The sequence below is a fragment of the Mycolicibacterium anyangense genome, assembly GCF_010731855.1.
GTDB classification, from domain to species: domain Bacteria; phylum Actinomycetota; class Actinomycetes; order Mycobacteriales; family Mycobacteriaceae; genus Mycobacterium; species Mycobacterium anyangense.
In genome coordinates, this window is the sequence record NZ_AP022620.1 from 3,451,439 (window position 1) to 3,473,109 (window position 21,671).

The 21,671-nt window shown below is 68.0% G+C and carries 20 protein-coding genes and 1 pseudogene; 11 read left to right on the forward strand and 10 right to left on the reverse strand.

Translation table 11 applies throughout. The annotated features are described in order from the left end of the window. Positions 1-7: 7 nt before the first annotated feature. A complete protein-coding gene (ipdE1, locus tag G6N35_RS16290; RefSeq protein ID WP_163805189.1) occupies positions 8-1,156 on the reverse strand; it encodes an acyl-CoA dehydrogenase IpdE1 in 1,149 nt (382 codons plus the stop codon). A 91-nt stretch (positions 1,157-1,247) separates the two neighbouring features. Between ipdE1 and fadD3 the strand changes: the two genes are divergently transcribed. Genes fadD3 through G6N35_RS16320 form a run of 6 tightly spaced genes read left to right on the forward strand, consistent with a single transcriptional unit; the run spans position 1,248 to position 7,900 of the window. Beyond that, positions 1,248-2,789, forward strand: coding sequence for a 3-((3aS,4S,7aS)-7a-methyl-1,5-dioxo-octahydro-1H-inden-4-yl)propanoate--CoA ligase FadD3 (fadD3, locus tag G6N35_RS16295; protein WP_163805190.1), 1,542 nt, complete (start codon positions 1,248-1,250; stop codon positions 2,787-2,789). Further along, positions 2,789-3,934, forward strand: coding sequence for an acyl-CoA dehydrogenase family protein (locus tag G6N35_RS16300; protein ID WP_163805191.1), 1,146 nt, complete (start codon positions 2,789-2,791; stop codon positions 3,932-3,934). The genes fadD3 and G6N35_RS16300 overlap by 1 nt, the downstream gene beginning before the upstream one ends. Further along, positions 3,931-4,887, forward strand: a complete 957-nt coding sequence (locus G6N35_RS16305) for an acyl-CoA dehydrogenase family protein (RefSeq protein ID WP_163805192.1) — start codon at positions 3,931-3,933, stop codon at positions 4,885-4,887. The genes G6N35_RS16300 and G6N35_RS16305 overlap by 4 nt, the downstream gene beginning before the upstream one ends. Next, positions 4,884-5,831: an acyl-CoA dehydrogenase IpdE2 gene (ipdE2, locus tag G6N35_RS16310; RefSeq protein WP_163805193.1), complete on the forward strand. Its 948-nt coding sequence runs from the start codon at positions 4,884-4,886 to the stop codon at positions 5,829-5,831. The genes G6N35_RS16305 and ipdE2 overlap by 4 nt, the downstream gene beginning before the upstream one ends. Before the next feature lie 9 nt (positions 5,832-5,840). Beyond that, positions 5,841-6,731 (forward strand): patatin-like phospholipase family protein, encoded by an 891-nt coding sequence (locus tag G6N35_RS16315; protein ID WP_163805194.1) that lies wholly within the window; start codon positions 5,841-5,843, stop codon positions 6,729-6,731. A gap of 5 nt (positions 6,732-6,736) precedes the next feature. Further along, the gene (locus G6N35_RS16320) at positions 6,737-7,900 is read left to right on the forward strand and encodes a pyridoxal phosphate-dependent aminotransferase (protein WP_163805195.1); all 1,164 of its coding nucleotides are present in this window, start codon (positions 6,737-6,739) and stop codon (positions 7,898-7,900) included. On the opposite strand, the gene G6N35_RS16325 is transcribed toward G6N35_RS16320, so the two are convergent. Both G6N35_RS16325 and G6N35_RS16330 read right to left on the reverse strand, forming a co-directional pair. Further along, the gene (locus tag G6N35_RS16325; protein WP_163805196.1) at positions 7,897-8,256 is read right to left on the reverse strand and encodes a hypothetical protein; all 360 of its coding nucleotides are present in this window, start codon (positions 8,254-8,256) and stop codon (positions 7,897-7,899) included. The two genes, G6N35_RS16320 and G6N35_RS16325, sit on opposite strands and share 4 nt — an antisense overlap. 110 nt (positions 8,257-8,366) lie before the next feature. Continuing rightward, positions 8,367-9,875, reverse strand: coding sequence for a GMC family oxidoreductase (locus G6N35_RS16330; RefSeq protein ID WP_246224333.1), 1,509 nt, complete (start codon positions 9,873-9,875; stop codon positions 8,367-8,369). A 76-nt stretch (positions 9,876-9,951) separates the two neighbouring features. On the opposite strand from G6N35_RS16330, the gene G6N35_RS16335 reads away from it, so the two are divergent. After that, on the forward strand, positions 9,952-10,770 hold the full coding sequence (locus G6N35_RS16335) for a MerR family transcriptional regulator (RefSeq protein WP_163805197.1): 819 nt from the start codon (positions 9,952-9,954) through the stop codon (positions 10,768-10,770). Here the strand turns inward: G6N35_RS16335 and G6N35_RS16340 are convergent. Together G6N35_RS16340 and G6N35_RS16345 are read right to left on the reverse strand one after the other, a co-directional pair. Next, entirely contained in the window at positions 10,746-11,621 is an 876-nt protein-coding gene (locus G6N35_RS16340) for an oxidoreductase (protein ID WP_163805198.1), read from the reverse strand. The genes G6N35_RS16335 and G6N35_RS16340 overlap by 25 nt on opposite strands. 3 nt (positions 11,622-11,624) lie before the next feature. Next, a complete protein-coding gene (locus G6N35_RS16345) occupies positions 11,625-11,987 on the reverse strand; it encodes a nuclear transport factor 2 family protein (protein WP_163805199.1) in 363 nt (120 codons plus the stop codon). A gap of 101 nt (positions 11,988-12,088) precedes the next feature. Between G6N35_RS16345 and G6N35_RS16350 the strand changes: the two genes are divergently transcribed. Next, positions 12,089-12,862, forward strand: a complete 774-nt coding sequence (locus G6N35_RS16350; protein ID WP_163805200.1) for an alpha/beta fold hydrolase — start codon at positions 12,089-12,091, stop codon at positions 12,860-12,862. Here G6N35_RS16350 and hsaB read toward each other — a convergent pair. The 3 genes from hsaB to hsaA are packed head-to-tail and all read right to left on the reverse strand — an operon-like array spanning position 12,859 to position 15,563. Further along, on the reverse strand, positions 12,859-13,425 hold the full coding sequence (gene hsaB / locus G6N35_RS16355) for a 3-hydroxy-9,10-secoandrosta-1,3,5(10)-triene-9,17-dione monooxygenase reductase subunit (RefSeq protein WP_163805201.1): 567 nt from the start codon (positions 13,423-13,425) through the stop codon (positions 12,859-12,861). The genes G6N35_RS16350 and hsaB overlap by 4 nt on opposite strands. A gap of 2 nt (positions 13,426-13,427) precedes the next feature. Next, positions 13,428-14,327, reverse strand: coding sequence for an iron-dependent extradiol dioxygenase HsaC (gene hsaC, locus G6N35_RS16360; protein WP_163805202.1), 900 nt, complete (start codon positions 14,325-14,327; stop codon positions 13,428-13,430). A 45-nt stretch (positions 14,328-14,372) separates the two neighbouring features. Further along, the gene (gene hsaA, locus G6N35_RS16365; RefSeq protein WP_163805203.1) at positions 14,373-15,563 is read right to left on the reverse strand and encodes a 3-hydroxy-9,10-secoandrosta-1,3,5(10)-triene-9,17-dione monooxygenase oxygenase subunit; all 1,191 of its coding nucleotides are present in this window, start codon (positions 15,561-15,563) and stop codon (positions 14,373-14,375) included. Positions 15,564-15,708: 145 nt separating this feature from the next. Between hsaA and G6N35_RS16370 the strand changes: the two genes are divergently transcribed. Continuing rightward, on the forward strand, positions 15,709-16,776 hold the full coding sequence (locus tag G6N35_RS16370; RefSeq protein ID WP_163805204.1) for a ferredoxin--NADP reductase: 1,068 nt from the start codon (positions 15,709-15,711) through the stop codon (positions 16,774-16,776). 11 nt (positions 16,777-16,787) lie between these two features. Here the strand turns inward: G6N35_RS16370 and G6N35_RS16375 are convergent, their stop codons facing one another. Continuing rightward, complete coding sequence (locus tag G6N35_RS16375; protein ID WP_163805205.1) at positions 16,788-18,890, reverse strand: acyl-CoA dehydrogenase family protein; 2,103 nt, start codon at positions 18,888-18,890, stop codon at positions 16,788-16,790. A gap of 197 nt (positions 18,891-19,087) precedes the next feature. On the opposite strand from G6N35_RS16375, the gene kstR reads away from it, so the two are divergent. Beyond that, on the forward strand, positions 19,088-19,750 hold the full coding sequence (gene kstR, locus G6N35_RS16380; protein ID WP_163805206.1) for a cholesterol catabolism transcriptional regulator KstR: 663 nt from the start codon (positions 19,088-19,090) through the stop codon (positions 19,748-19,750). Positions 19,751-19,755: 5 nt separating this feature from the next. Continuing rightward, positions 19,756-20,523: pseudogene (otsB, locus tag G6N35_RS16385) on the forward strand (trehalose-phosphatase); the annotation flags it as partial. A gap of 2 nt (positions 20,524-20,525) precedes the next feature. Here otsB and G6N35_RS16390 read toward each other — a convergent pair. After that, a complete protein-coding gene (locus G6N35_RS16390; protein ID WP_163805208.1) occupies positions 20,526-21,626 on the reverse strand; it encodes an Rv3575c family transcriptional regulator in 1,101 nt (366 codons plus the stop codon). Positions 21,627-21,671 lie beyond the last annotated feature (45 nt).

Sequence of the window (21,671 nt, forward strand, 5' to 3'; positions counted from 1 at the left end):
GAGCCCACTAGCCCTTCGCCTCCCGGGGTAGGCCGAGCACCCGCTCGGCGATGATGTTGCGCTGGATCTCGTTGGAGCCGCCGTAGATCGTATCGGCGCGCGAGAACAGGAACAGCCGCTGCCACTCGTCGAACTCGTCGTCCTGTTTGAGCAGCCCGAGCTTGCCCTGGATGTCCATGGCCAGCTCGCCGAGATCGCGGTGCCAGTTCGCCCACAGCAGTTTGGACACGTTATCTTGGCCGGGTTGTTCCACGTCCATGGTCGCCAACGCGTAGGAGCGCATGGTCTGCAACCCCACCCAGGCCCGGGTGAGCCGCTCGCGGATCAGCGGGTCGTCGATGGCCCCATTGGCCTTGGCCAGCTCGACAACCCCGGAAAGCTCACGGGCATAACGGATCTGCTGGCCCAGCGTCGAGACACCGCGCTCGAACGTCAGCAACCCCATGGCCACCCGCCAGCCATCGCCGGGCTCGCCTACCACCAGGCCGGCGTCGGCACGGGCATCGGTGAAGAACACCTCGTTGAACTCCGAGTCACCGGTCAGCTGAATGATCGGGCGGATCTCCACGCCGGGCTGATCCAGCGGCACCAGCAGAAACGACAGGCCGGCGTGCCGCTTGGAGCCCTTCTCGGTGCGGGCCACCACGAAACACCATTGCGCCCAGTGCGCCAGCGACGTCCACACCTTTTGGCCATTGATGAGCCAGTGGTCACCGTCCAGGACGGCTGTGGTCGCCACGTTGGCCAGATCGCTGCCGGCGCCGGGCTCGGAGTAGCCCTGTGACCACAGTTCGGTGACATCGAGGATGCGCGGCAGGAACCGCTGCTGCTGCTCGGGCGTGCCGAAGGCGATCAGGGTGGGCCCGAGCAGTTCCTCACCCAGGTGGTTGACCTTGTCGGGGGCGTCGGCCTTGGCGTACTCCTCGTAGAAGGCGACGCGGTGCGCCACCGACAGACCGCGGCCGCCGTGCTCCACCGGCCAGCCCAGACACGTCAGACCGGCGGCCGCCAGATGGCGGTTCCACGCCAGCCGTTCTTCGAAGGCTTCATGTTCGCGCCCGGGCCCGCCGAGGCCCTTGAGCGCGGCGTACTCGCCGACGAGGTTGTCGGCCAGCCACTCGCGGACCTCAGCCCGGAACTCCTCGACCGTTATCACCCCTGTAGGCTAACCTACCAAGCACTTGCTTTGTTAGCCCGGTGACGACGATTGCCGTGCGGCCCGGGTAGGCAAGACCAAAGGAGCATTGATGGAGCCCAGCGACCCGCGCACGACACCCGCGGTGCTGGACCGGATGGCCCGCGAGCTGGGCGACCGGGATGCGTTGATCACCGATGAGCGCACGCTCACCTTCGCGCAGCTGCGCGATGAGGTGCGCACGGTGGCCGCGGCGATGATCGCGCTCGGGGTGGACGCCGGCGACCGGGTGGCGATCTGGTCGCCGAACACCTGGCACTGGGTGGTCGCGTGCCTGGCCACCCATTACGCCGGTGCGGTGGTGGTTCCGCTGAACACCCGCTACACCGCTGAGGAAGCCTCCGACATCCTGGCCCGTACCCAGGCGCCGCTGTTGATCGCGATGGGCCGCTTCCTCGATACCGACCGGGTGGCCGACCTGGACCGCGCCGCGCTGCCCCACCTGCGCCACATCGTGCGGGTGCCGCTGGACACCGACGACGGCACCTGGGACGAGTTCGTGTCGGGCCCTGGCGCGTCGCCCACCGAGGTCGACGCCCGAGCGGCGGCGCTCACCGGTGACGACGTCTCGGACATCCTGTTCACCTCCGGTACCACCGGCCGCAGCAAAGGTGTGCTCAGCGCGCATCGGCAGTCGCTGGCCGCACCGGCGGCCTGGGCGGCGTGCGGTCAGCTCACCAGCGCCGACCGCTACCTGTGCATCAACCCGTTCTTCCACAACTTCGGCTACAAGGCCGCCATCCTGGCCTGCCTGCAAACCGGGGCGGCGCTGATCCCGCAGCTGACCTTCGATCCAGAACAGGCCTTCCGCATCATCGAGAAGCAGCGGGTGACGGTTCTCCCGGGACCGCCGACGATCTTCCAGACCCTGCTGGATCACCCGGCCCGCGCGAACTACGACCTGAGCTCGCTGCGGTTCGCCGTCACCGGTGCGGCCACCGTCCCGGTGGTGCTGATCGAGCGCATGCAGGCCGAGCTGGACTTCGACATCGTGCTGACCGCCTACGGGCTCACCGAGGCCACCGGCTTCGGCACGATGTGCCGTGCCGAGGACGACGCGGTGACGGTCGCCACCACGTGCGGGCGCCCGATCGCGGACTTCGAGCTGCGCATCGATTCACCGGATCAGGCTGGCGCCGGCGAAGTCCTGTTGCGGGGACCCAACGTCATGCTCGGCTACCTCGATGACCCCGCCGCCACCGCGGCCGCCATCGACCCCGACGGCTGGCTGCACACCGGGGACATCGGAACCGTCGACGCCGCAGGCAATCTGCGGATCACCGACCGGCTCAAGGACATGTACATCTGCGGCGGGTTCAACGTCTACCCCGCCGAGATCGAACAGGTACTGGCCCGCCTGGACGGTGTCGCCGACGCCGCGGTGATCGGGGTTCCCGACGAACGCCTCGGCGAGGTGGGCAGGGCGTTCATCGTTCGGCGGCCCGGCAGCGACCTCGACGAACAGACCGTCATCGACTACACGCGTAAGCACCTGGCGAATTTCAAGACACCACGATCGGTGGCCTTCCTGGCAGCACTGCCGCGAAACCCCGGCGGAAAAGTGGTCAAACCCACACTGCGAGAGATGGTTTGATGGATCTGAACTACGACGACGCCACCCGCGAGTTCCGCGACGAGGTACGCGATTTCCTGGCCGCCAACAAGGCGTCCTTCCCCACCAAGTCCTATGACACCGCCGAGGGTTTCGAGCAGCACCGGATCTGGGACCGGGTGCTGTTCGACGCCGGGTTGTCGGTGATCGCCTGGCCCAAGAAGTACGGCGGCCGAGACGCGACCCTGCTCCAATGGGTGGTCTACGAAGAGGAGTACTTCCGCGCCGGGGCGCCCGGGCGCGCCAGCGCCAACGGCACCTCCATGCTGGCGCCGACCCTGTTCGCGCACGGCACTGAAGAGCAGCTGGACCGCGTCCTGCCGAAAATGGCCAGCGGCGAAGAGATCTGGGCCCAGGCCTGGTCGGAGCCGGAGTCCGGTAGCGACCTGGCCTCACTGCGGTCCACCGCCACCAAGACCGATGGCGGCTGGCTGCTCAACGGGCAGAAGATCTGGAGCAGCCGGGCTCCCTTCGGCGACCGCGGGTTCGGGCTGTTCCGGTCGGACCCGACCGCCGAGCGTCACCGCGGACTGACCTACTTCATGTTCGACCTCAAGGCCGACGGCATCACCGTTCGCCCGATCGCGCAACTCGGGGGTGACACCGGTTTCGGGGAGATCTTCCTGGACAACGTGTTCGTGCCCGACCACGACGTTATCGGTTCGGTGCACGAAGGCTGGCGCGCGGCGATGAGCACCACCAGCAACGAGCGCGGCATGTCGCTGCGCAGCCCGGCACGCTTCCTGGCACCCGCCGAACGGCTGGTGAAAACCTGGGCAGCGCAGGGTTGCGAGCCCGCCTTCGCCGGCCGGGTGGCCGACGCGTGGATCAAGGCCCAGGCCTATCGACTGCACACCTTCGGCACCGTCACCCGACTCGCCGAGGGCGGGGAGCTGGGCGCGGAGTCGTCGGTCACCAAGGTGTTCTGGAGTGATCTGGACGTGGCGCTGCACCAGACCGCCCTGGAACTGCGCGGCCCGGACGCCGAGCTGGCCGACTCCTGGACCGACGGCCTGCTGTTCGCGTTGGGCGGCCCGATCTACGCCGGCACCAACGAGATTCAGCGCAACATCATCGCCGAGCGGATGCTCGGACTGCCCAAAGAACCCTCCGGGAAGACGACATGAAATTCGCACTCGACGAACAACAGCGCGACTTCGCGGCGAGTATCGACGCCGCGCTCGGAGCCGCCGACGTACCGGCGGCCGTGCGAGCCTGGGCCCGGGGCGACACCGCACCGGGCCGCAAGGTCTGGGCGACGCTGACCGACCTGGGTGTCACCGCCCTGACGGTGCCGGAACGCTACGACGGCATCGAGGCGCATCCGGTCGACCTGGCGGTGGCGGCCGAAGCACTCGGTCGCTGGTGCGTGCCCGGTCCACTAGCCGAATCGATTGCAGTGGCGCCGATTCTGCTCGCGACCGACGAGCGATCCGCGGCGCTGGCCGCCGGTGAGATGATCGCAACGGTGGCGCTTTCGCCCGCGGTTCCGCGGGCCGCCGACGCCGACTTCGCCGGACTGGTCCTGCTCGCCGAAGGTGGCAGTGTGCACGACGGAGCCGCTGGCGAGGCGCACGAATCGGTGGACCCGGCCCGAAAGCTGTTCGACGTCACCGCAACCGGTGTTGGGCAACAGGCCGACGTGGCCCGGGCGTTCGAGTACGGTGCGCTGTTCACCGCCGCGCAGCTGGTCGGAGCGGGCCAGGCGATGCTGGACACGTCCGTCGAGTACGCCAAGCAGCGCAGCCAGTTCGGCCGGATCATCGGCAGCTATCAGGCGATCAAGCACAAGCTGGCCGATGTGCATATCGCGCTGGAACTGGCGCGTCCGCTGGTCTACGGGGCGGCCCTGGCACTGGCCGACGGATCGCCGGACACGGCCCGCGACGTCAGCGCGGCCAAGGCTGCGGCCTCCGATGCCGCCCTGCTGGCCGCCCGCTCGTCGCTGCAGACCCACGGCGCCATCGGGTTCACCGCCGAGCACGACCTGTCACTGTGGTTGCTGCGGGTGCAGGCGCTGCACTCCGCCTGGGGCGACCCGACCACCCACAAGCGTCGAGTGCTGGAGGCACTGACATGACGTCATCAGAAGAACGGCAGATGCTGCAGGAGACCGTGGCAGCTCTGATCGACAAGCACGCCTCGTCGGCCGCGGTGCGCGCGGCGATGGAGTCTCCCCGCGGATACGACGAGTCGCTGTGGACCCTGCTCTGTGAGCAGGTCGGCGTCGCCGCTCTGGTAGTACCCGAGGAATTCGGTGGCTCCGGTGGTGAATTGGCCGACGCCGCAGTCGTTCTGGAGGAATTGGGCCGAGCCCTGGTGCCGACGCCGCTGCTGGGCACCACGCTGGCCGAACTGGCGCTGCTGGCTGCCGAGCAGCCCGACTCCGAGCTGCTCGAGCAACTCGCCGCCGGCGCGGTGATCGGCACCGTCGCATTCGACCCCGACTATGTGGTCAACGGTGACATAGCCGACGTGGTGATCGGACTGGATGGGGCGCAGTTGCAACGCTGGGCCGACGTCACCACCGAGGTGACACCGACGGTCGATCCGACCCGTAGGCTGGCGCGCGTCACCGCCGGCTCGGCCGAACCACTCGGCGAGGATCCCGGCCTGGCCGACATCGCGTCCATCCTGTTGGCGGCCGAACAGATCGGCGCCGCCACGCGCTGCCTGGAATTAACCGTCGACTACACCAAGGAGCGCGTCCAGTTCGGCAGGCCGATCGGCAGCTTCCAGGCGCTCAAGCACCGGATGGCCGACCTGTACGTCGCAGTGCAGTCCGCGCGCGCGCTGGTCGGTGATGCGATCGCCGACCCCAACCCGGTGTCGGCGGCGCTGGCCCGCCTGTCGGCCAGCGAGGCGTTCACCACGGTCGCCGGCGAAGCGATCCAGCTGCACGGCGGCATCGCGATCACCTGGGAGCACGACATCCAGCTGTACTTCAAGCGCGCACACGGCAGTGCCCAGTTGTTCGGGCCGCCACGCGACCAACTGCGCCGACTCGAATCCCAGGTGTTCTAGCCTGGTTCCATGGCGACCGGCTGTATCGAGGATCTTCCCCGGCCGATCGGCTACGTCCTCGGCGGCGGGGGCAGCCTCGGTGCGGTACAGGTCGGCATGTTGCAGGCGCTCAGCGAACGTGCCGTACCGCCAGACCTGGTGGTAGGCACGTCGGTTGGATCGATCAACGGTGCTGTGTTGGCCTCGGATCCAACCGGAGCGGCGCACCGGCTGTCGCACGCGTGGGCCCGAATGTCCCGCGACCGGGTGTTCCCCGGCGGCCTCATCGCCCAGGCGCTGCTGCTGCAGCGGGTCAAGACCCATCTCTTCCCCAACACCGGGCTAGCCGAGGTGATTGCCGAGTTCCTCGGCAGCACAGTGAACTTCAGCGATCTGAGGCTTCCGTTCGCTGCGGTCACGATGGACGTCGCCACGGCCCGACCGCACGTCCTGCGCAACGGTCCGCTACTGCCGGCATTATTGGCCAGTTCGGCGATTCCCGGCATCTATCCGCCGGTCGCCCACGATGGTCGGCGCCTGTACGACGGTGGCGTGGTGGCCAACGTGCCCCTGCGGCAAGCCGTCGCGATGGGTGCGCGCTCGCTCATCGTGCTGGACTGCTTCTTCCCCGGCCAGCTCCCGGCCTCGACCGACACCATCGCCGACATCGTGCTGTACACGGCGCTGGTCACCATGCGTTCGCAGGCGGTGGCCGAGGCCGCCCTGGTCGCCGAGACGCTGCCGGTGGTGTACCTGCCCGGCCCCTCGCCCAAGCTGGTCTCGCCGCTGGACTTCACCCACACCACCACGTTGATCGAGGATGCCTACACCTACGCGCGCCACTTCCTCGAGGAGCTGCGACTCGCGGACGGCCCCGGTTTGTACGGTCAGCGTCCACCGGAGACAGGTGTTCTAGCGTGAATCAGGTGAACAGTCGCGTCGCCTTGCGAGCAGGTATCCCGCCGTTCTACGTCATGGACGTGTGGCTGGCCGCCGCGGAGCGGCAGCGCACGCACGGCGACCTGGTGAACCTCGCGGCCGGCCAGCCCAAAGCAGGTGCCCCGGAGCCGGTACGCGCTGCGGCAGCGGCTGCGTTGGAGGCCAATCAGCTGGGCTACACCGTCGCGCTCGGCATTCCCGAGCTGCGCCGGGCGATCGCCGACTCCTATGCCGACCGCTACGGCCTCGACGTCGGCCTGGAAGACGTGGTGCTGACCACCGGGTCCTCGGGTGGGTTCCTGCTGGCATTCCTGGCCTGTTTCGACGTCGGCGACCGGGTGGCGATCGCCAGCCCCGGCTACCCCTGCTACCGCAACATCCTCTCGGCGTTGGGGTGCGAGGTGGTGGAAATCCCCTGTGGTCCCGAGACCCGGTACCAACCGACGGCGGCGATGCTCGCCGAACTCGACCCGCCGGTGGCCGGTGTTATCGTGGCCAGCCCGGCCAACCCCACCGGGACGGTCATCGAACCGGCCGAGCTGGCGGCGATCGCGACCTGGTGCGACGCAAACGGCGTGCGGCTGATCAGCGACGAGGTGTATCACGGCTTGGTCTACCCCGGTGCTCCGCAAACCTCGTGTGCCTGGCAGACCTCACGCAATGCCGTTGTCGCGAACAGCTTTTCGAAGTACTTCGCAATGACGGGCTGGCGGCTGGGCTGGCTGCTGGTACCGGAGGAGTTGCGCCGGGCAGTGGATTGCCTGACCGGCAACTTCACCATCTGCCCACCGGTGCTGCCCCAGTACGCTGCGGTAGCCGCCTTCTCGCCAGCGGCCATCGCCGAGGCCGAAGGGCACCTGCACCAGTACGCGGTCAATCGGGAGACCCTGCTCAGCGGGCTGCGCCAGCTCGGGATCACCCGGCTGGCACCGACCGACGGCGCGTTTTACGTCTACGCCGATGTCTCGGACTTCACCTCGGATTCGCTGAGCTTCTGCGAAAAGCTCTTGGCTGATACCGGTTTGGCGATCGCCCCGGGCGTCGACTTCGACACCGTCCACGGCGGCTCGTTCGTCAGGATGTCGTTCGCCGGCCCCGAGTCCGACATCGACGAGGCGCTGCGTCGGCTAGGACCCTGGCTGAGCAGTTAGCCGCCGATTCCGTTGTCGAGGCCGAGGTGCGTTCCGAAGTACCAGGGCACGCCGGCCCAGTAGGTCACCGCGAGCAGGATCGAAACGCCGAGTGTGACCAGGCACGCGGTCAGCCGCGCCCGGCCGCCGATCGGGACCAGGGCCAAGAGGACGAACAGCGCTGAAAATCCGAACTGCACCCGCTCCAGCACCTGCTTCGAGGTTAGGGATGCCTTGTCGTAGTCGGTGAGGTGGCCGTCGGGAAAGCCGATCATGTACAGATCGGAAGACATGAAGAATGCCAGCACGAGAGCCGCCAGGGCACCCACCGCGCACAGAATCCGCGTGGTGGTCTGGGAGGTTGCCCCCGCCGTCATGCCACAGAGAATAGCCCGACTGCAGTCGTCCTACAGCAGTCCAAGCAAGGAAGCAATGCCGATATCCGCAGCAACCATCTGCGGAATTGCAGATTCTCCCCGTGTTTCAGTCAGCGGAGCAGATCGGCGGCCTTCTCGCCGATCATGATGGCGGCGGCGTTGGTGTTCACCGGCATGAGTCGCGGCATGACCGACGCGTCGGCCACCCGCAGACCCCTCAGACCGTGCACCCGCAGATCCGGTCCGACCACCGCGTCGGGACCGATCCCCATCGCACAAGTGCCGACCGGGTGGTAGTAGGTGCCGGTGCCGCGGGCGACGAAGTCCCGCAACGCCGCCTCATCGGTGACATCGGGTCCGGGGAGTACCTCGCGCGCTCGCCACGGTGCGAACGGCTCCGCAGCGGCGACCTCGCGCGCCACCTCGACCCCGTGGACCATTCGCTGCACGTCGGATTCCACACCGAGATAGTTCGGATCGATCAGCGGCGGTGTCGCCGGATCCGGTCCCGCCAGCCGGATCGAACCCCGAGCCTCCGGCACGGTCGCGACCGCAAGCGTGTAGCTGTTCGGCGGGGCCGTCAGATGTGGCGGATGAAACGGCACGTGGATGAACATCAGCTGCATGTCCGGGCCGGCCAATGCCGTTGTGCTGCGCCATAGCAGCGATGTCTCGGCGTGGTTGGTGCGACCCGCGGGAATCGGCTGAGCCGCCTCGTAGACGACGCCGCACAGCGGATGGTCGTGCAGGTTGCGGCCGACCCCGGGCAGGTCATGGATGACACTGACCCCCGCTGCGCCGAGTTCCGCGGCCGGGCCGATGCCCGACAGCAGCAGCAGACGCGGCGAGTCCACCGCGCCTGCACTGATCACTACCTCGGCTTCGGCGTAAACGGTCAGTTCGCGACCGGCCTGGACGACATCGACACCAGTGCAACGGTTTCCGACGAAGCGGAGTTTGTGTGCGCGGGAATCGGTCATGACGGTGAGGTTGGCCCGGTCGCGCGCGGGATGCAGGTAGGCGGCGGCGGTGCTCTGCCTGACACCACCGGAGATGGACAGGTCGTGCCAGCCGGCGCCCTCGGCGTCGGAGCCGTTGAAGTCGTCGGTCAGCGGAAACCCGGTGTCGACCGCAGCATCGAGGAACACCTTCGACAGCGGGTTGGCGACCTCGGGCGCGGCGGGAGCCGGATGCATCGGACCATCCGTGCCCCGGTAGCGCGGATCGCCATCCCGGACCGTCTCCATGCGCCGGAAGTAGGGCAGCAGCGACTCGTAATCCCAACCGGTACAACCTGCTTGGGACCAGCCGTCGAAATCGCTCCGGTGGCCCCTGAGGTAGACCATGGCGTTGATGCTGCTGCTGCCCCCGAGGGTGTGGCCCCGCGGCCAGTTGTGGGCCAGGCCGACGGTGCCTGCCTGCGGGACAGTGTTGTAGGAGTAGTCGATCTCGGTACCCCACAGCGCCGGCCAGGCGGGTGGCGCGAGGATCTCGGGTTTGGTGTCGGCCGGCCCGGACTCGAGCAGCAGCACCCGGCTGGCGGGATCCTCGGACAGCCGTGCGGCGATCACCGATCCGGCCGATCCGGCGCCGACGATGACGTAGTCGTAGCTCGTCAAGACGGAATGCAACGGAACTTCCTTACGCTGTGGTGGACGGGTGTAGCCGGTCGAGTGACTCGAGGAGGGAGATGGCGTGCGTTCCCAACTGACCATCGGCGAATTCGCCACGGTGACGCACCTGAGTGTGCGCACCCTGCGGCGCTACCACGAGGCCGGACTGCTCGAGCCCGCGTCGGTCGACCCGGCTTCGGGCTACCGGTACTACGCGCCCGAGCAGATTCCCACCGCCCAGGTGATCCACCAATTGCGCCGGCTCGATCTGCCGCTCGCCGAGGTCCGGTCGATCCTGGACACGGACGATCCGCAGCAACGGGCTGAGGTGATCGCGGGCCACCTGCATCGGCTGGAGGCCGAGCTGACCCGCACCCAGGCGGCGGTCGTGTCGCTGCGCCGGCTGCTGCGACCCGACCCGGCCGACGTTCACATCGAGTTGCGGTCGGTGCCCGCCCGAACCGTGGTCGCGATCAGCGAGCAAGCCCGCCTTGACGATTCGCTGCAATGGTACGACGGCGCGATGGCCGAACTGGATGGGGCTTTCCCCCCGGCGGAACGTACCGGACCGCCCGGTGGGCAGTACGCGAACGCGCTGTTCGCGCACGGGGCCGGGGTGATGATGGTCTTCCGGCCGGTCCGCACCCCACGACCATCCGGCCGAATCGAAGTCATCGAGCTTCCGGCGGCCGACCTCGCCGTGGCGGTCCACTGCGGACCGCACGACGATCTCGACGTGACCTACGGGCGCCTCGGCGCCTGGGTGGTCAGCCACGCACTGGCTGTTGACGGGCCGATCCACGAGACCTACGTGGTGGGTCCACGTGACACCGACGACCCGACCGCGTGGCGAACCGAGATCGGCTGGCCGGTGTTTCAACTCGCGCCCGCGCCGGGATAGCTGCCGGTGACGGCGGCCGGGAAGTCAGCGCTGCGGGACAGCGCCTCGTGGGTGCGAACCTCGGTGAGCGAGTTTTCCAGCATGGCGACGACGGCGTCGACACCGCCGTTGCCCAGCACCAGCCGCCGAGGCGGCGGATCCTGGGCCATCGCGGTGATCACCGCTCGGACTCCGCGCTGCGGGTCGCCAGGCTGGCTGCCGTTTTGCTGCATCATCGCCGAGCGGACCTGTTCCAGCATCGGCCGGTAGTCGGCAATCGACTCGGTGATCGGCTCGTCGGCGAAGCCGGCATAGGCGTGCGTGCGGAACGCACCCGGCTCGATCGCCATCACCCGAATGCCCAGCGGCGCAACCTCGTCGGCGAGAACCTCGGTGACGGCCTCGACCGCGAACTTCGCTGCACAGTAGAAACCGAAGCCGGTGGTGCCGGTGCGCCCGGCCACCGACGACATGTTGATGATCCAACCGCTTCGGCGGGCACGCATGCCCGGGAGCGCAGCACGGATGACGGAGAGCAGCGCGAAGAAATTCAGCTCGAACATCGCGCGGACATCAGCGTCCGCCATGCCTTCGATCGACCCGTACCACCCGCGGCCGGCGTTGTTGACCAGGACATCGACGGAGCCGAAGTGTTCCTCGGCGGCGCGCACCGCGGACTGGACCTGGGCGGCATCGGTGACGTCGAGGGGCAGGACCAGCACCCGGTCGCCGTGGTTCGCAGCCCAGTCGTCAAGCTCCCCGGGCCGCCGCGCGGTCAGCACCACTCGGTCGCCGATCTCCAAAGCCGCGTCGGCATAAGCCATTCCGAATCCACCGGGAGTGCCACCGGTGATGAACCAGTTTTTCGTCATCGGTCAGACCTCGATGACGAGTCGGCTGATGAGGTCGTTGTCGAGCGTGAACCGGTAGTGCAGATCGGCCACCCCGCCCGGAAAGTCACCAACCAGGCGCTGGAGCACGTCGACGTGTGCGGTATCCGTCGCGGTGGCTCCGGTGAACTCGGTGGTGAAGGTGAACTCGGTGCCCGCGGTGGCCAGCCAGGTGCGGATCGCCTCGCGGCCATGCACGGTGTGTCCCTCGTCGGTCACGGCGGCCTCGGCGGTGAAGGTGTTGATCGCAGCATCCACCTCGCGGGCTCGGTGCGCGGTGAGATAGGTCCTGACCACGGCGGGAAGCGCGTTCCAGGCCACGGTGCTGTCGGTGTTGTTCGTTGTCATAGCGCCACTCTGGGGCTTCCCCCAGGGGGAGGGTCAAGCCCACTTGGCGCGCGTTGAGCGAAAATCTTGCGGTGCGCGACCGCAGCTGGTGCAGTCGTGGCATGCCCTTCATCGAGCACAACAACCAGCGCGCCTACTACCGGCACTGGGCGGTCGCCGACCCCCGCGCCGCCGTCATCTTCCTGCACGGCTTCGGCGAGCACACCGGGCTCTATCACCGCTACGGGTTCACCCTCAACGCCGCGGGAATCGACCTGTGGGCGGTCGACCAGCTCGGGCATGGGTTGACTCCCGGCCCGCGCGGCAACTTCGGGACCATCGAGGACAGCTCGGCGCTCGCCGACTCGCTCATCGATCTGGCCGAGCAGGAACACCCCGGAATACCGCTTGTGGCACAAGGACATTCACTCGGCTCGATCGTCACTCTCTTCCGGCTTCTCCAGCAGCCGGACCGCTACCGGGCCGGCGTCATCTCGGGCGCCCCGCTGGTGCCGGTGCCCGAACTGCTCGACACCAACACCGACCTGGAGCTCGATCCGAGCTGGCTGTCGAGTGACCCGTTCTATGTCGACTCCCTGGAGAACGACCCGCTGGCATTCGTCGAGGCCGACAGCGCGCCCCTGGCCCGCGAGCTGCACCGGGCCTGGGAGCGGTTCGGGGCCGAGCTCCCGACCTTGAGCGTGCCGACGCTGGCGGTACACGGCCGCAACGATCCGATCGCACCGATCGGCGCCGTGGCCGCCTACTCCGAGCAGATTCCCGCGCTGTCACTGGCCGAGTTCGACCACGCCCGCCACGATATCCTCAACGAGTCGGTGCACCGGGACGTGGCCGCGACCGTCGTCGCCTTCATCGACCAGCAGATCGGCAGCTAAAGCCAGGTGTCGTCGGTGGTGGCGGTCAGGAACGACTCGAGGTCGTCACGCCACTGCGCCGGGGTGTTCTTGTCCGGCTCGATTCCGGTGTACTCGCCGCGGTAGAACAGCAGCGGACGCGGCTTGACCTTCGGAACCTCCGACAGCGAGTGCACCAGGCCGAAGACCACGAAGTGGTCACCCCCGTCGTGCACCGAGTGCACCGTGCAGTCGATGTGGGCCAGCGAGTTGTCCAGCACCGGAGAGCCGAGCTTGGACCGGTGCCAGTCCACCCCGGCGAACTTGTCGGGCTCCCTGGAGCCGAACCGCGCGCAGGTCTCGCGCTGCTTCTCGGTCAGGACGTTGACGCAGAACTTGCCGCTGGCTTCGATGGCCTGCCAGGACCGCGACACCTTCGTCGGGCAGAACAGCACCAGTGGCGGCTCCAACGACAGCGCCGCAAATGATTGGCAGGCAAAGCCATTGGGCACATCGTCGTGCATCGTCGTGATGATCGTGATGCCCGTACAGAACTGACCGAGTACGTGACGGAACGTACGCGGGTCGATCTCCGTGGCCGACACCGTTACTTGAATCCCACGGAGAAGTCGTGGCCCCACAGGCTGACCGCGGTACTCTCCCTGGCGACCCAGCCGTCGTCTACGACTTGCAAACCCTCGCAACCGAATTCGACGTCGAACCCACCGGGCGTCTTCATGTAGAAGGACAGCATCTTGTCGTTGATGTGGCGGCCCAGGGTCGCCGACATCGGCACCTTGCGGCGGTAGGCGCGGTCCAGGCACAGGCCGACGTCATCGGAATTCTCCACCTCGACCATCAGGTGCACGATCCCGGTCGGGTTGGGCATCGGCATGAAGGCCAGCGCATGATGGCGCGGATTGCAGCCGTAGAACCGCAGCCACACCGGATCACCGTCGGCCGGGCGGCCGGCGATCTGCGGTGGCAGGCTCATCGAGTCCCGCAGCCGGAAGCCCAGTACGTCCTGGTAGAACGCCTGGGCTGCGGCGTCGTCGTCGCAGGTGAGCACGACGTGCCCGAGCCCCTGCTCGGCGGTGACGAACTTGTGGCCGTACGGGCTGACGAATCGCCGACCCAGGTACTGCGCACCGTGGAAGGCCTCCAGCACATTGCCCGCGGGATCGGAGAACCGGATCAACCCCTCGACGCGGCGCTCGGACTTCTCCTCACGGGTGCCCTCGACGAAGTCCACCCCGGCCTTGGCCAGCGTCTCACGCAGACCCTGCAACGCCGGGGCGTCGGCGACCTCCCAGCCGGCGATCAGCAGCCGGTCCCGTTCCCCGGGAACGATCACCAGGCGGGCGGCGAAGTCATCCATGCGCAGATACAGCGCACCGGGGATGGCCCCGTCACCCTCGACCATGCCGAGCACCTTGAGCGCGAACTCACGCCAGGCGGCCACGTCGGTGGCCTCGATTCGCATGTAGCCCAGTGCCTTGATGCTCATTGCCGCGCCCTTTCGGGAAGTCGTTTGTCAGCGTACGGAACTCGACTACACCATGGTGTCGCCGAGAGGCAGACCGAACTCCTGGTTTCCGAACATCACATAGGCCCGCTCGGCGTCGTTGGCCGCGTGCACCCGACCGGCGTGGGCGTCACGCCAGAACCGTTGCAGCGCAGTCTCGGTCTGCAGCGCGGTGGCACCGGCGGCCTCGAAGAGCCGGTCGACCGCGGCGATGGCGCGCTGGCTGGCCCGAACCTGGTCGCGGCGCGCCCTGGCGCGCAACTCCAACGGAACCTCCTGGCCGGCACGCAGCAGGGCGTACTCGTCGGCGAGGTTGCCTGACAGCTGACGCCACGCGGCGTCGATATCGCTTGCCGCCTCGGCGATCCGGACCTTGGCGAACGGGTCGTCCTTGGCCTTCTCGCCGGCGTAGGCGGCACGCATCCGCTTGCCCTGATGATCGATGTGGGCGTCGTAGGCGCCGTAGGCCATCCCGACGATCGGCGTGGAGATGGTGGTGGGATGCATGGTGCCCCACGGCATCTTGTACACCGGAGCGGTGTTGGTCTGCAGGCCCGGCGCGGTGCCGTCACTCATCTGCTTGAAGGACTGGAAACGGTGCCGGGGCACGAAGACGTCCTTGATCTCCAGGGTCTTGCTGCCGGTGCCCTTCAAGCCGACCACGTACCAGTCGTCGATGATCTGATAGTCGCTGATCGGGATGAGGAAGCTGCCGAAGTCGACCGGGCGGCCGTCCTTGATCACCGGGCCGCCGACGAACGTCCAGCTGGCGTGGTCGCAGCCGGAGGACCAGCGCCACGCGCCGTTGACGATGTAGCCGTCACCGGAGTCGGTCACCACGCCGGCGCCCATCGGGGCGTAGGACGACGAGATCCGCACCGTCGGGTCCTCGCCCCAGACATCCTCCTGGGCCTGCTGCTCGAACTGGGCCAGATGCCAGTTGTGCACACCGAGGATGCCCATGGCCCACCCGGTGGACCCGCAGGCACTGGCGAGCCGGCGCACCGCCTCGAAGAACAGCACCGGGTCGGACTGCAGTCCGCCCCACTGTTCGGGCTGGAGCAGCTTGAAGAAGCCGACCTCATCGAGCTCGTTGACCGTGGCCTCGGGGACTCGGCGCAAATCCTCGGTCTGCTGGGCGCGCTCGCGCAGCTTCGGGAGCAACTCGTCGATGCCGGCTAGTACCGACTGCGCGTCACGCTGTTGAATGGACGTCACTGCATGCCTCCCAGATATGCGTTACTGGACCCAAGACTAGAACACGTTACGATTTGTGTCGAGCAGCGCGACGCAGGGCCTGGTGGCAGTATGCAACCCCATTTCTGTAACCTGTTCTAGTTCGCTAAAGGGAAGGCTAAGCAACGTGACACTGGTGCCGCCGGACGAGCCGTTGGGGAGCCACGTCCTCGAACTGGAAGTCATCGCGGTCGTCGACGAGACCGCTGATGCCCGGTCGCTGGTATTCGGAGTCCCGCAGGGCGCCGAGGTGCCGGCCGACCGGCTGCGCTACTCCCCCGGCCAGTTCCTCACGCTGCGCATCCCCAGCGACCGCACCGGCTCGGTGGCGCGCTGCTACTCGCTGTGCAGCTCGCCGTTCACCGACGACGCGCTGGCGGTCACCGTGAAGCGCACCGTCGACGGGTACGCGTCCAACTGGCTATGCGACCACGCCCACAAGGGCATGCGGATTCACGTGCTGGCACCGTCGGGCACCTTCGTGCCCACGACGCTCGACGACGACTTCCTGCTGATCGGGGCGGGCAGCGGGATCACCCCGATGCTGTCGATCGCCAAGTCGGCGCTGTCGCAGGGCGCCGGCCAGGTCACGCTGCTCTACGCCAACCGCGACGAGAGCAACGTCATCTTCGCCGGCGTACTGCGCGAGCTGGCCAACAAGTACCCCGACCGACTGACGGTGGTGCACTGGCTGGAGTCGGTGCAGGGACTGCCGAGCGCAGCGGCGCTGAGCAGGCTGGTGGCGCCGTACACCGATCGGCAGGCCTTCATCTGTGGGCCCGGCCCGTTCATGCAGGCCGCCGAGGATGCGCTGACCTCGCTGTCGGTTCCGGCCAACAAGATCCACATCGAGGTGTTCCGGTCGCTGGAGACCGACCCGTTCGCCGCGGTGACGATCGTCGACGACGGTGCCGAGCCGCCGGCCACCGCCGTCGTCCAGCTCGACGGCACCACCCACACCGTGTCGTGGCCGCGCACCGCCAAGCTGCTCGACGTGCTGCTCGACAAGGGTCTGGACGTACCGTTCTCCTGCCGCGAAGGGCACTGCGGCGCGTGCGCCGTGGTGATGCGCAGCGGCGAGGTGGACATGGACATCAACGACGTCCTGGAGCCCGACGACATTGCCGACGGGTTGATCCTGGCCTGCCAGGCTCTGCCCAAGACCGACTCGGTGGACGTCACCTACGACGAGTAGGCGCCACCCGCTCAGCGCGGGAGGCCGAGCAGGCGTTCCCCGGCCATCGTGAGCAGAATCTGCTCGGTGCCGCCGGCGATCGACAGGCAGCGGGTGTTGAGGAAGTCGTGCACCGACTTGTCGACGACCGAGCCGCCGGACTCGGCCAGTTCCATGCGGAACTCGGCGAGCGACTGCCGATGCCGCACCCCGATCAGCTTGCGGGCGCTGGCCTCGGCCCCGGTGTCAAGGCCGGCGACGGCCAGCTGCGCAATCCGCTGGTCCAACAGCGAGCCCGCCTGAGCGGACAGGATCAGCTCACCGACACGATCCTGCAGGGCGGTATCGAGTTCACGCTGAGAGACCGCGCGCAGCATCTCCTCAACCGGATTGCCAAGGGCAGTACCGCCGGCCATCGCGACGCGCTCGTTGGCCAGCGTGGTGCGCGCCAGCCGCCAACCATCGTTGACGTCACCGACCACCAACTCGTCGGGCACGAAGACGTCGTCGAAGAAGACCTCGTTGAACAACTCATCGCCAGTGATCTCACGCAGCGGCCGGATCACGATGCCCGGGGTCTTCATGTCGACGATGAAGTAGGTGATGCCCTTGTGCTTCGGGGCGTCCGGATCCGTTCTGGCCAGGCACACACCGAAATGCGCCTTCTGCGCCGCCGAGTTCCAGACCTTCTGCCCGGTCAGGCGCCAACCGCCCTCGGCGCGAACGGCTTTCATCCGCAGCGCAGCAAGGTCCGAACCCGCGCCCGGCTCGCTGAACAGCTGACACCAGATCAGCTCACCACGCAGCGTGGGCGGAACGAACCGCTCGATCTGCTCCGGCGTTCCGCCGTCGAGGATCGTCGGGACTGCCCACCAGCCGATCACCAGATCCGGGCGCTGCACGCCGGCGGCCGCCAACTCCTGGTCGATGAGCAACTGCTCAGCCGGAGAAGCGTTGCGGCCGTATGGTTTCGGCCAGTGCGGAGCCAGCAGGCCGTTGGCGGCCATCGCGGGCTGGCGCTGCTCCACCGGCAGCGCGGCCACATCGGCGACCGCAGCGGCGATCTCGGGCTGCAGGTGTGCCACCGACTCCAGGTCGATCTGCAGCTCGCGGCGCGCGCCGTCGAGGGTCAGCGCGGCGACCCGGCGCAGCCACGACGGTCGCCCCCCGAGGAACTGCCCGATCCCGTAGGCGCGGCGCAGGTACAGGTGGGCGTCATGTTCCCAGGTGATCCCGATGCCGCCGAGAACCTGGATGCAGTCCTTGGTATTGGCTTGTGCTGCACCGATTCCCACTGCAGCGGCGATCGCGGCGGCGATGGCGAACTGGTCTTGTGAGCTGTCGGCTGCCACGGCCGCGTCTGCTGCCGCCACCGAAGCCTGCTGGGAGCGCAGCAGCATCTCGGCACACATGTGCTTGATGGCCTGGAAGCTGCCGATCGGCTTGCCGAACTGCTCGCGCACCTTGGCGTACTCCGAGGCGGTGTCCAGGCTCCAGGTGGCCACCCCGGCGGCTTCGGCCGCCGACAGCGTGGCAGCCAGATCCTCGAACCGGCGCCGCGACACCGCCAACGGGATCACCGCGGCGGAGGTCAGGGTCACCCGGGCCAGCGGCCGGGAGAAGTCGGTGGCCTCGAGCAGTTCGATCGTCACGCCGTCGCCGGCCGCGTCGAGCGCGACGACATCCTCACCGACCGCGAGCAGCAGCACACCGGCAGCGTCGGCACCGAGCACAGTTTCGGCGGTGCCCGACACCGCCTCGCCCTCGATGCGCAGGTCGGCGCGCAGTGCCACACCCGCCGTCAACGAGCCCGAGATGAGTCCGTCGAGCAGCGCCTGGTCGGTCACCACCAGGGTGGCCAATGCCGTCGTCGCGACCGGACCGGGAATCAGTGCCCTGGCCGCCTCCTCGACCATGGCGCACAGATCCTGGATCGATCCGCCGGCTCCGCCGGCCTCCTCGGACACCGCGACGCCGAACAACCCGAGATCGGCCAGCCCGGCGAAGATCGGCCGCCACGCATCCGGGCGGCCCTGCTCGACCTCGCGCACCGCGGCATGGGTGGACGCCGACGCAGCCCAGCTCCGGACCAACTCGCGGGCGGCAAACTGTTCGTCGGTGATGGTCGCGGACACCGTCGGCTCCTAGGTTTCGCACAGACAAGGCCACACGGCCCACTAGAACGTGTTCTAATAGTGCCAGCGATCCACCGTCAAGTCGACGTCCATCCCAGCAGGACACGGGCCCGACATCGGCTCGGACAAACACCAGACGCACCCTGGCAATGCGTATCGTTTTGTCACGAACGCACTCGGAAGGAGCCGACCACACCATGTCATCGCCCGCGCAGAAGTCGTCGGCCGGTTCCGGGTCGCAGCCGCGCGAGGTCATGCCGGTGTCGGTTCTCGCCGAGTCCGAACTGGGTTCCGAAGCCCAGCGCGAACGCCGCAAGCGGATCCTGGACGCCACCATGGCCATCGCCTCCAAGGGCGGTTACGAGGCGGTGCAGATGCGGGCGGTCGCCGACCGCGCCGATGTCGCGGTGGGCACGCTCTACCGTTACTTCCCCTCGAAGGTGCACCTGCTGGTCTCGGCCCTGGCCCGCGAGTTCGAGCGGATCGACAACAAGACCGACCGCAGCGCGATGACCGGTGGCACACCGTTCCAGCGGCTCAACTTCATGGTGGGCAAGCTGAACCGGGCGATGCAGCGCAACCCGCTGCTGACCGAGGCGATGACCCGGGCTTATGTGTTCGCCGACGCCTCCGCCGCCGGTGAGGTTGATCACGTCGAGAAGATCATCGACAGCATGTTCGCCCGGGCGATGAGTGACGGTGAGCCGACCGAAGACCAGTACCACATCGCCCGGGTCATCTCCGATGTCTGGCTGTCGAATCTGCTTGCCTGGCTGACGCGCCGGGCTTCGGCCACCGATGTCAGCAAACGTCTGGATCTGGCGGTGCGCCTGCTGATCGGCGACGACGGATCCGCCTAGTTCCGGTGGCCCCCGCCGATCTGCCCGACGATCTGCATCGCGCGCTCGGTGCTGTCGCCCGGGTTCCGCGCCTTCTGGTGGCCTCGGATTTCGACGGCACCATCGCCCCGATCGTGGCCAATCCCGGCGACGCCCGTCCGATCCCGGCTGCCGCCGACGCGCTGGCCTCGCTAGCCGCGCTGCCGGCGACGTCCGCCGCGCTGATCTCCGGGCGGGCCCTGCGCGATCTGAGCCTGCTGTCGGGGGCACCGGCCGACGTTGCACTGGTGGGTAGTCACGGCTCGGAATTCGACACCGGTTTCCTCGACGCGGTAGACGATTCCGCCAAGGCGCTGCTGGCCGAGCTCGAGCAGGTCATGGCCGACCTCGCTGCCCGGTACCCCGGTTCCAGCATCGAGACCAAACCCGTCAGCGTCGCCTTCCATGTCCGCAACGCCGCCCCCGAACACGCGCAGGAAGCCCTGCAGGCCGCGCTGGAGGCGGTGTCCAGCTGGGATGTGCACGTCACCGAGGGCAAGGCGGTGCGGGAGTTCGCGGTGATCGACACCGACAAGGGCGCGGCGCTGGACCTGCTGCGACGCCGTGACCAGGCGGACGCCGCCGTGTTCTTCGGCGACGACGTCACCGACGAGAAGGCATTCGGCCGGTTGGCCGGCGATGACATCGGGGTCAAGGTCGGGCCCGGCGACACCCGCGCCGGTTACCGGGTACAGACCCCCGAGGATGTGGCGCGCGCGCTGCAGATACTGCGCGATCTGCGCCGGGACTGGCTGGGTTAAGCCGGCGGTCCGGCGGTGCGACCACGGATCATCTCGGTGGGCAGCACGTCGATGACGGGCAGTCCGTCACGGGGCGGGTTGTGCAACAGCCGCCCGGCCCGCTTGCCCTTCTCCAGGCTGGGCTGCGAGACCGTCGTCAGACCACGGTTCAGCGCTTCGGGGATACCGTCGAACCCGGTCACGGTCATCTGTCCGGGAACGTAAATGCCATGCGCGCGAAGGTAATCCATTGCCGATATCGCCAGCACGTCGGTGGTGCACATCAGCGCGGTCAAGTGCGGGTTGGCCTGCAGCGCCAGTTCGGCAGCGGCGGCGCCGGAGGCCGGCAGGTGTTCGTAGCTCTCGATGATCGTGAGGCGCCCGGGGTCCAGACCCGCAGCGCTCATCGCGTCCCGCACCCCGGCGATCCGCTCGGTTTGCACGTGAAAGTGCGACTGCCGCAAGCGATCCGAAGTGACCATTCCGGCGGGCTGTCCGCCGGCGCCCGGTTGGGCGCCCAGGCGCATCGTCAGCAGCCCGATCTCGTGGTGACCCAGACCCACCACGTAGTCGGCGAGGCCACGCATCGCCGACCGGTCGTCGATACACACCCGGGAGGCGCCCGGGACATCCTTGGGCTGGTCGACGACGACGATCGGGAGGTGACGTTGCAGCACGGTCTGCAGATAGGTGTCGTCGTCGGAGGCGGCGTAGATGACGAACCCGTCCACTCCGGCCGACAGCACTGCATTGGTGCCGTCGGAGACGCTGCGGCCCGGCCCCGCCGCCACCAGCAGCAGACCCTGGCCCGCCTCTTCGCAGGATTCAGCAAGGCCGGCAACGAAATTGAGGGCAGCCGGATCACTGAAGGAATAAGTCAACGGCTCGGTGATGAGCAGACCGACCGCACCGGCCTTGCGGGTGCGCAGCGAGCGGGCCACCGGGTCTGGGCCGGGATAGCCCAGCCGCTTGGCGGTGGCCAGCACCCGCTCACGCAGGTCGGCCGACAACTGGTCGGGCCGGTTGTAGGCATTGGAGATGGTGGTGCGCGACACCTTGAGTTCGGCAGCCAACGAGGCCAGCGTCGCCCGGCGCCGCGGCGCGGGACTTCTGGACATGCTCTGTGAGATTAGTGGATCACTGTGCAGGTTCCCCGCAGGAGT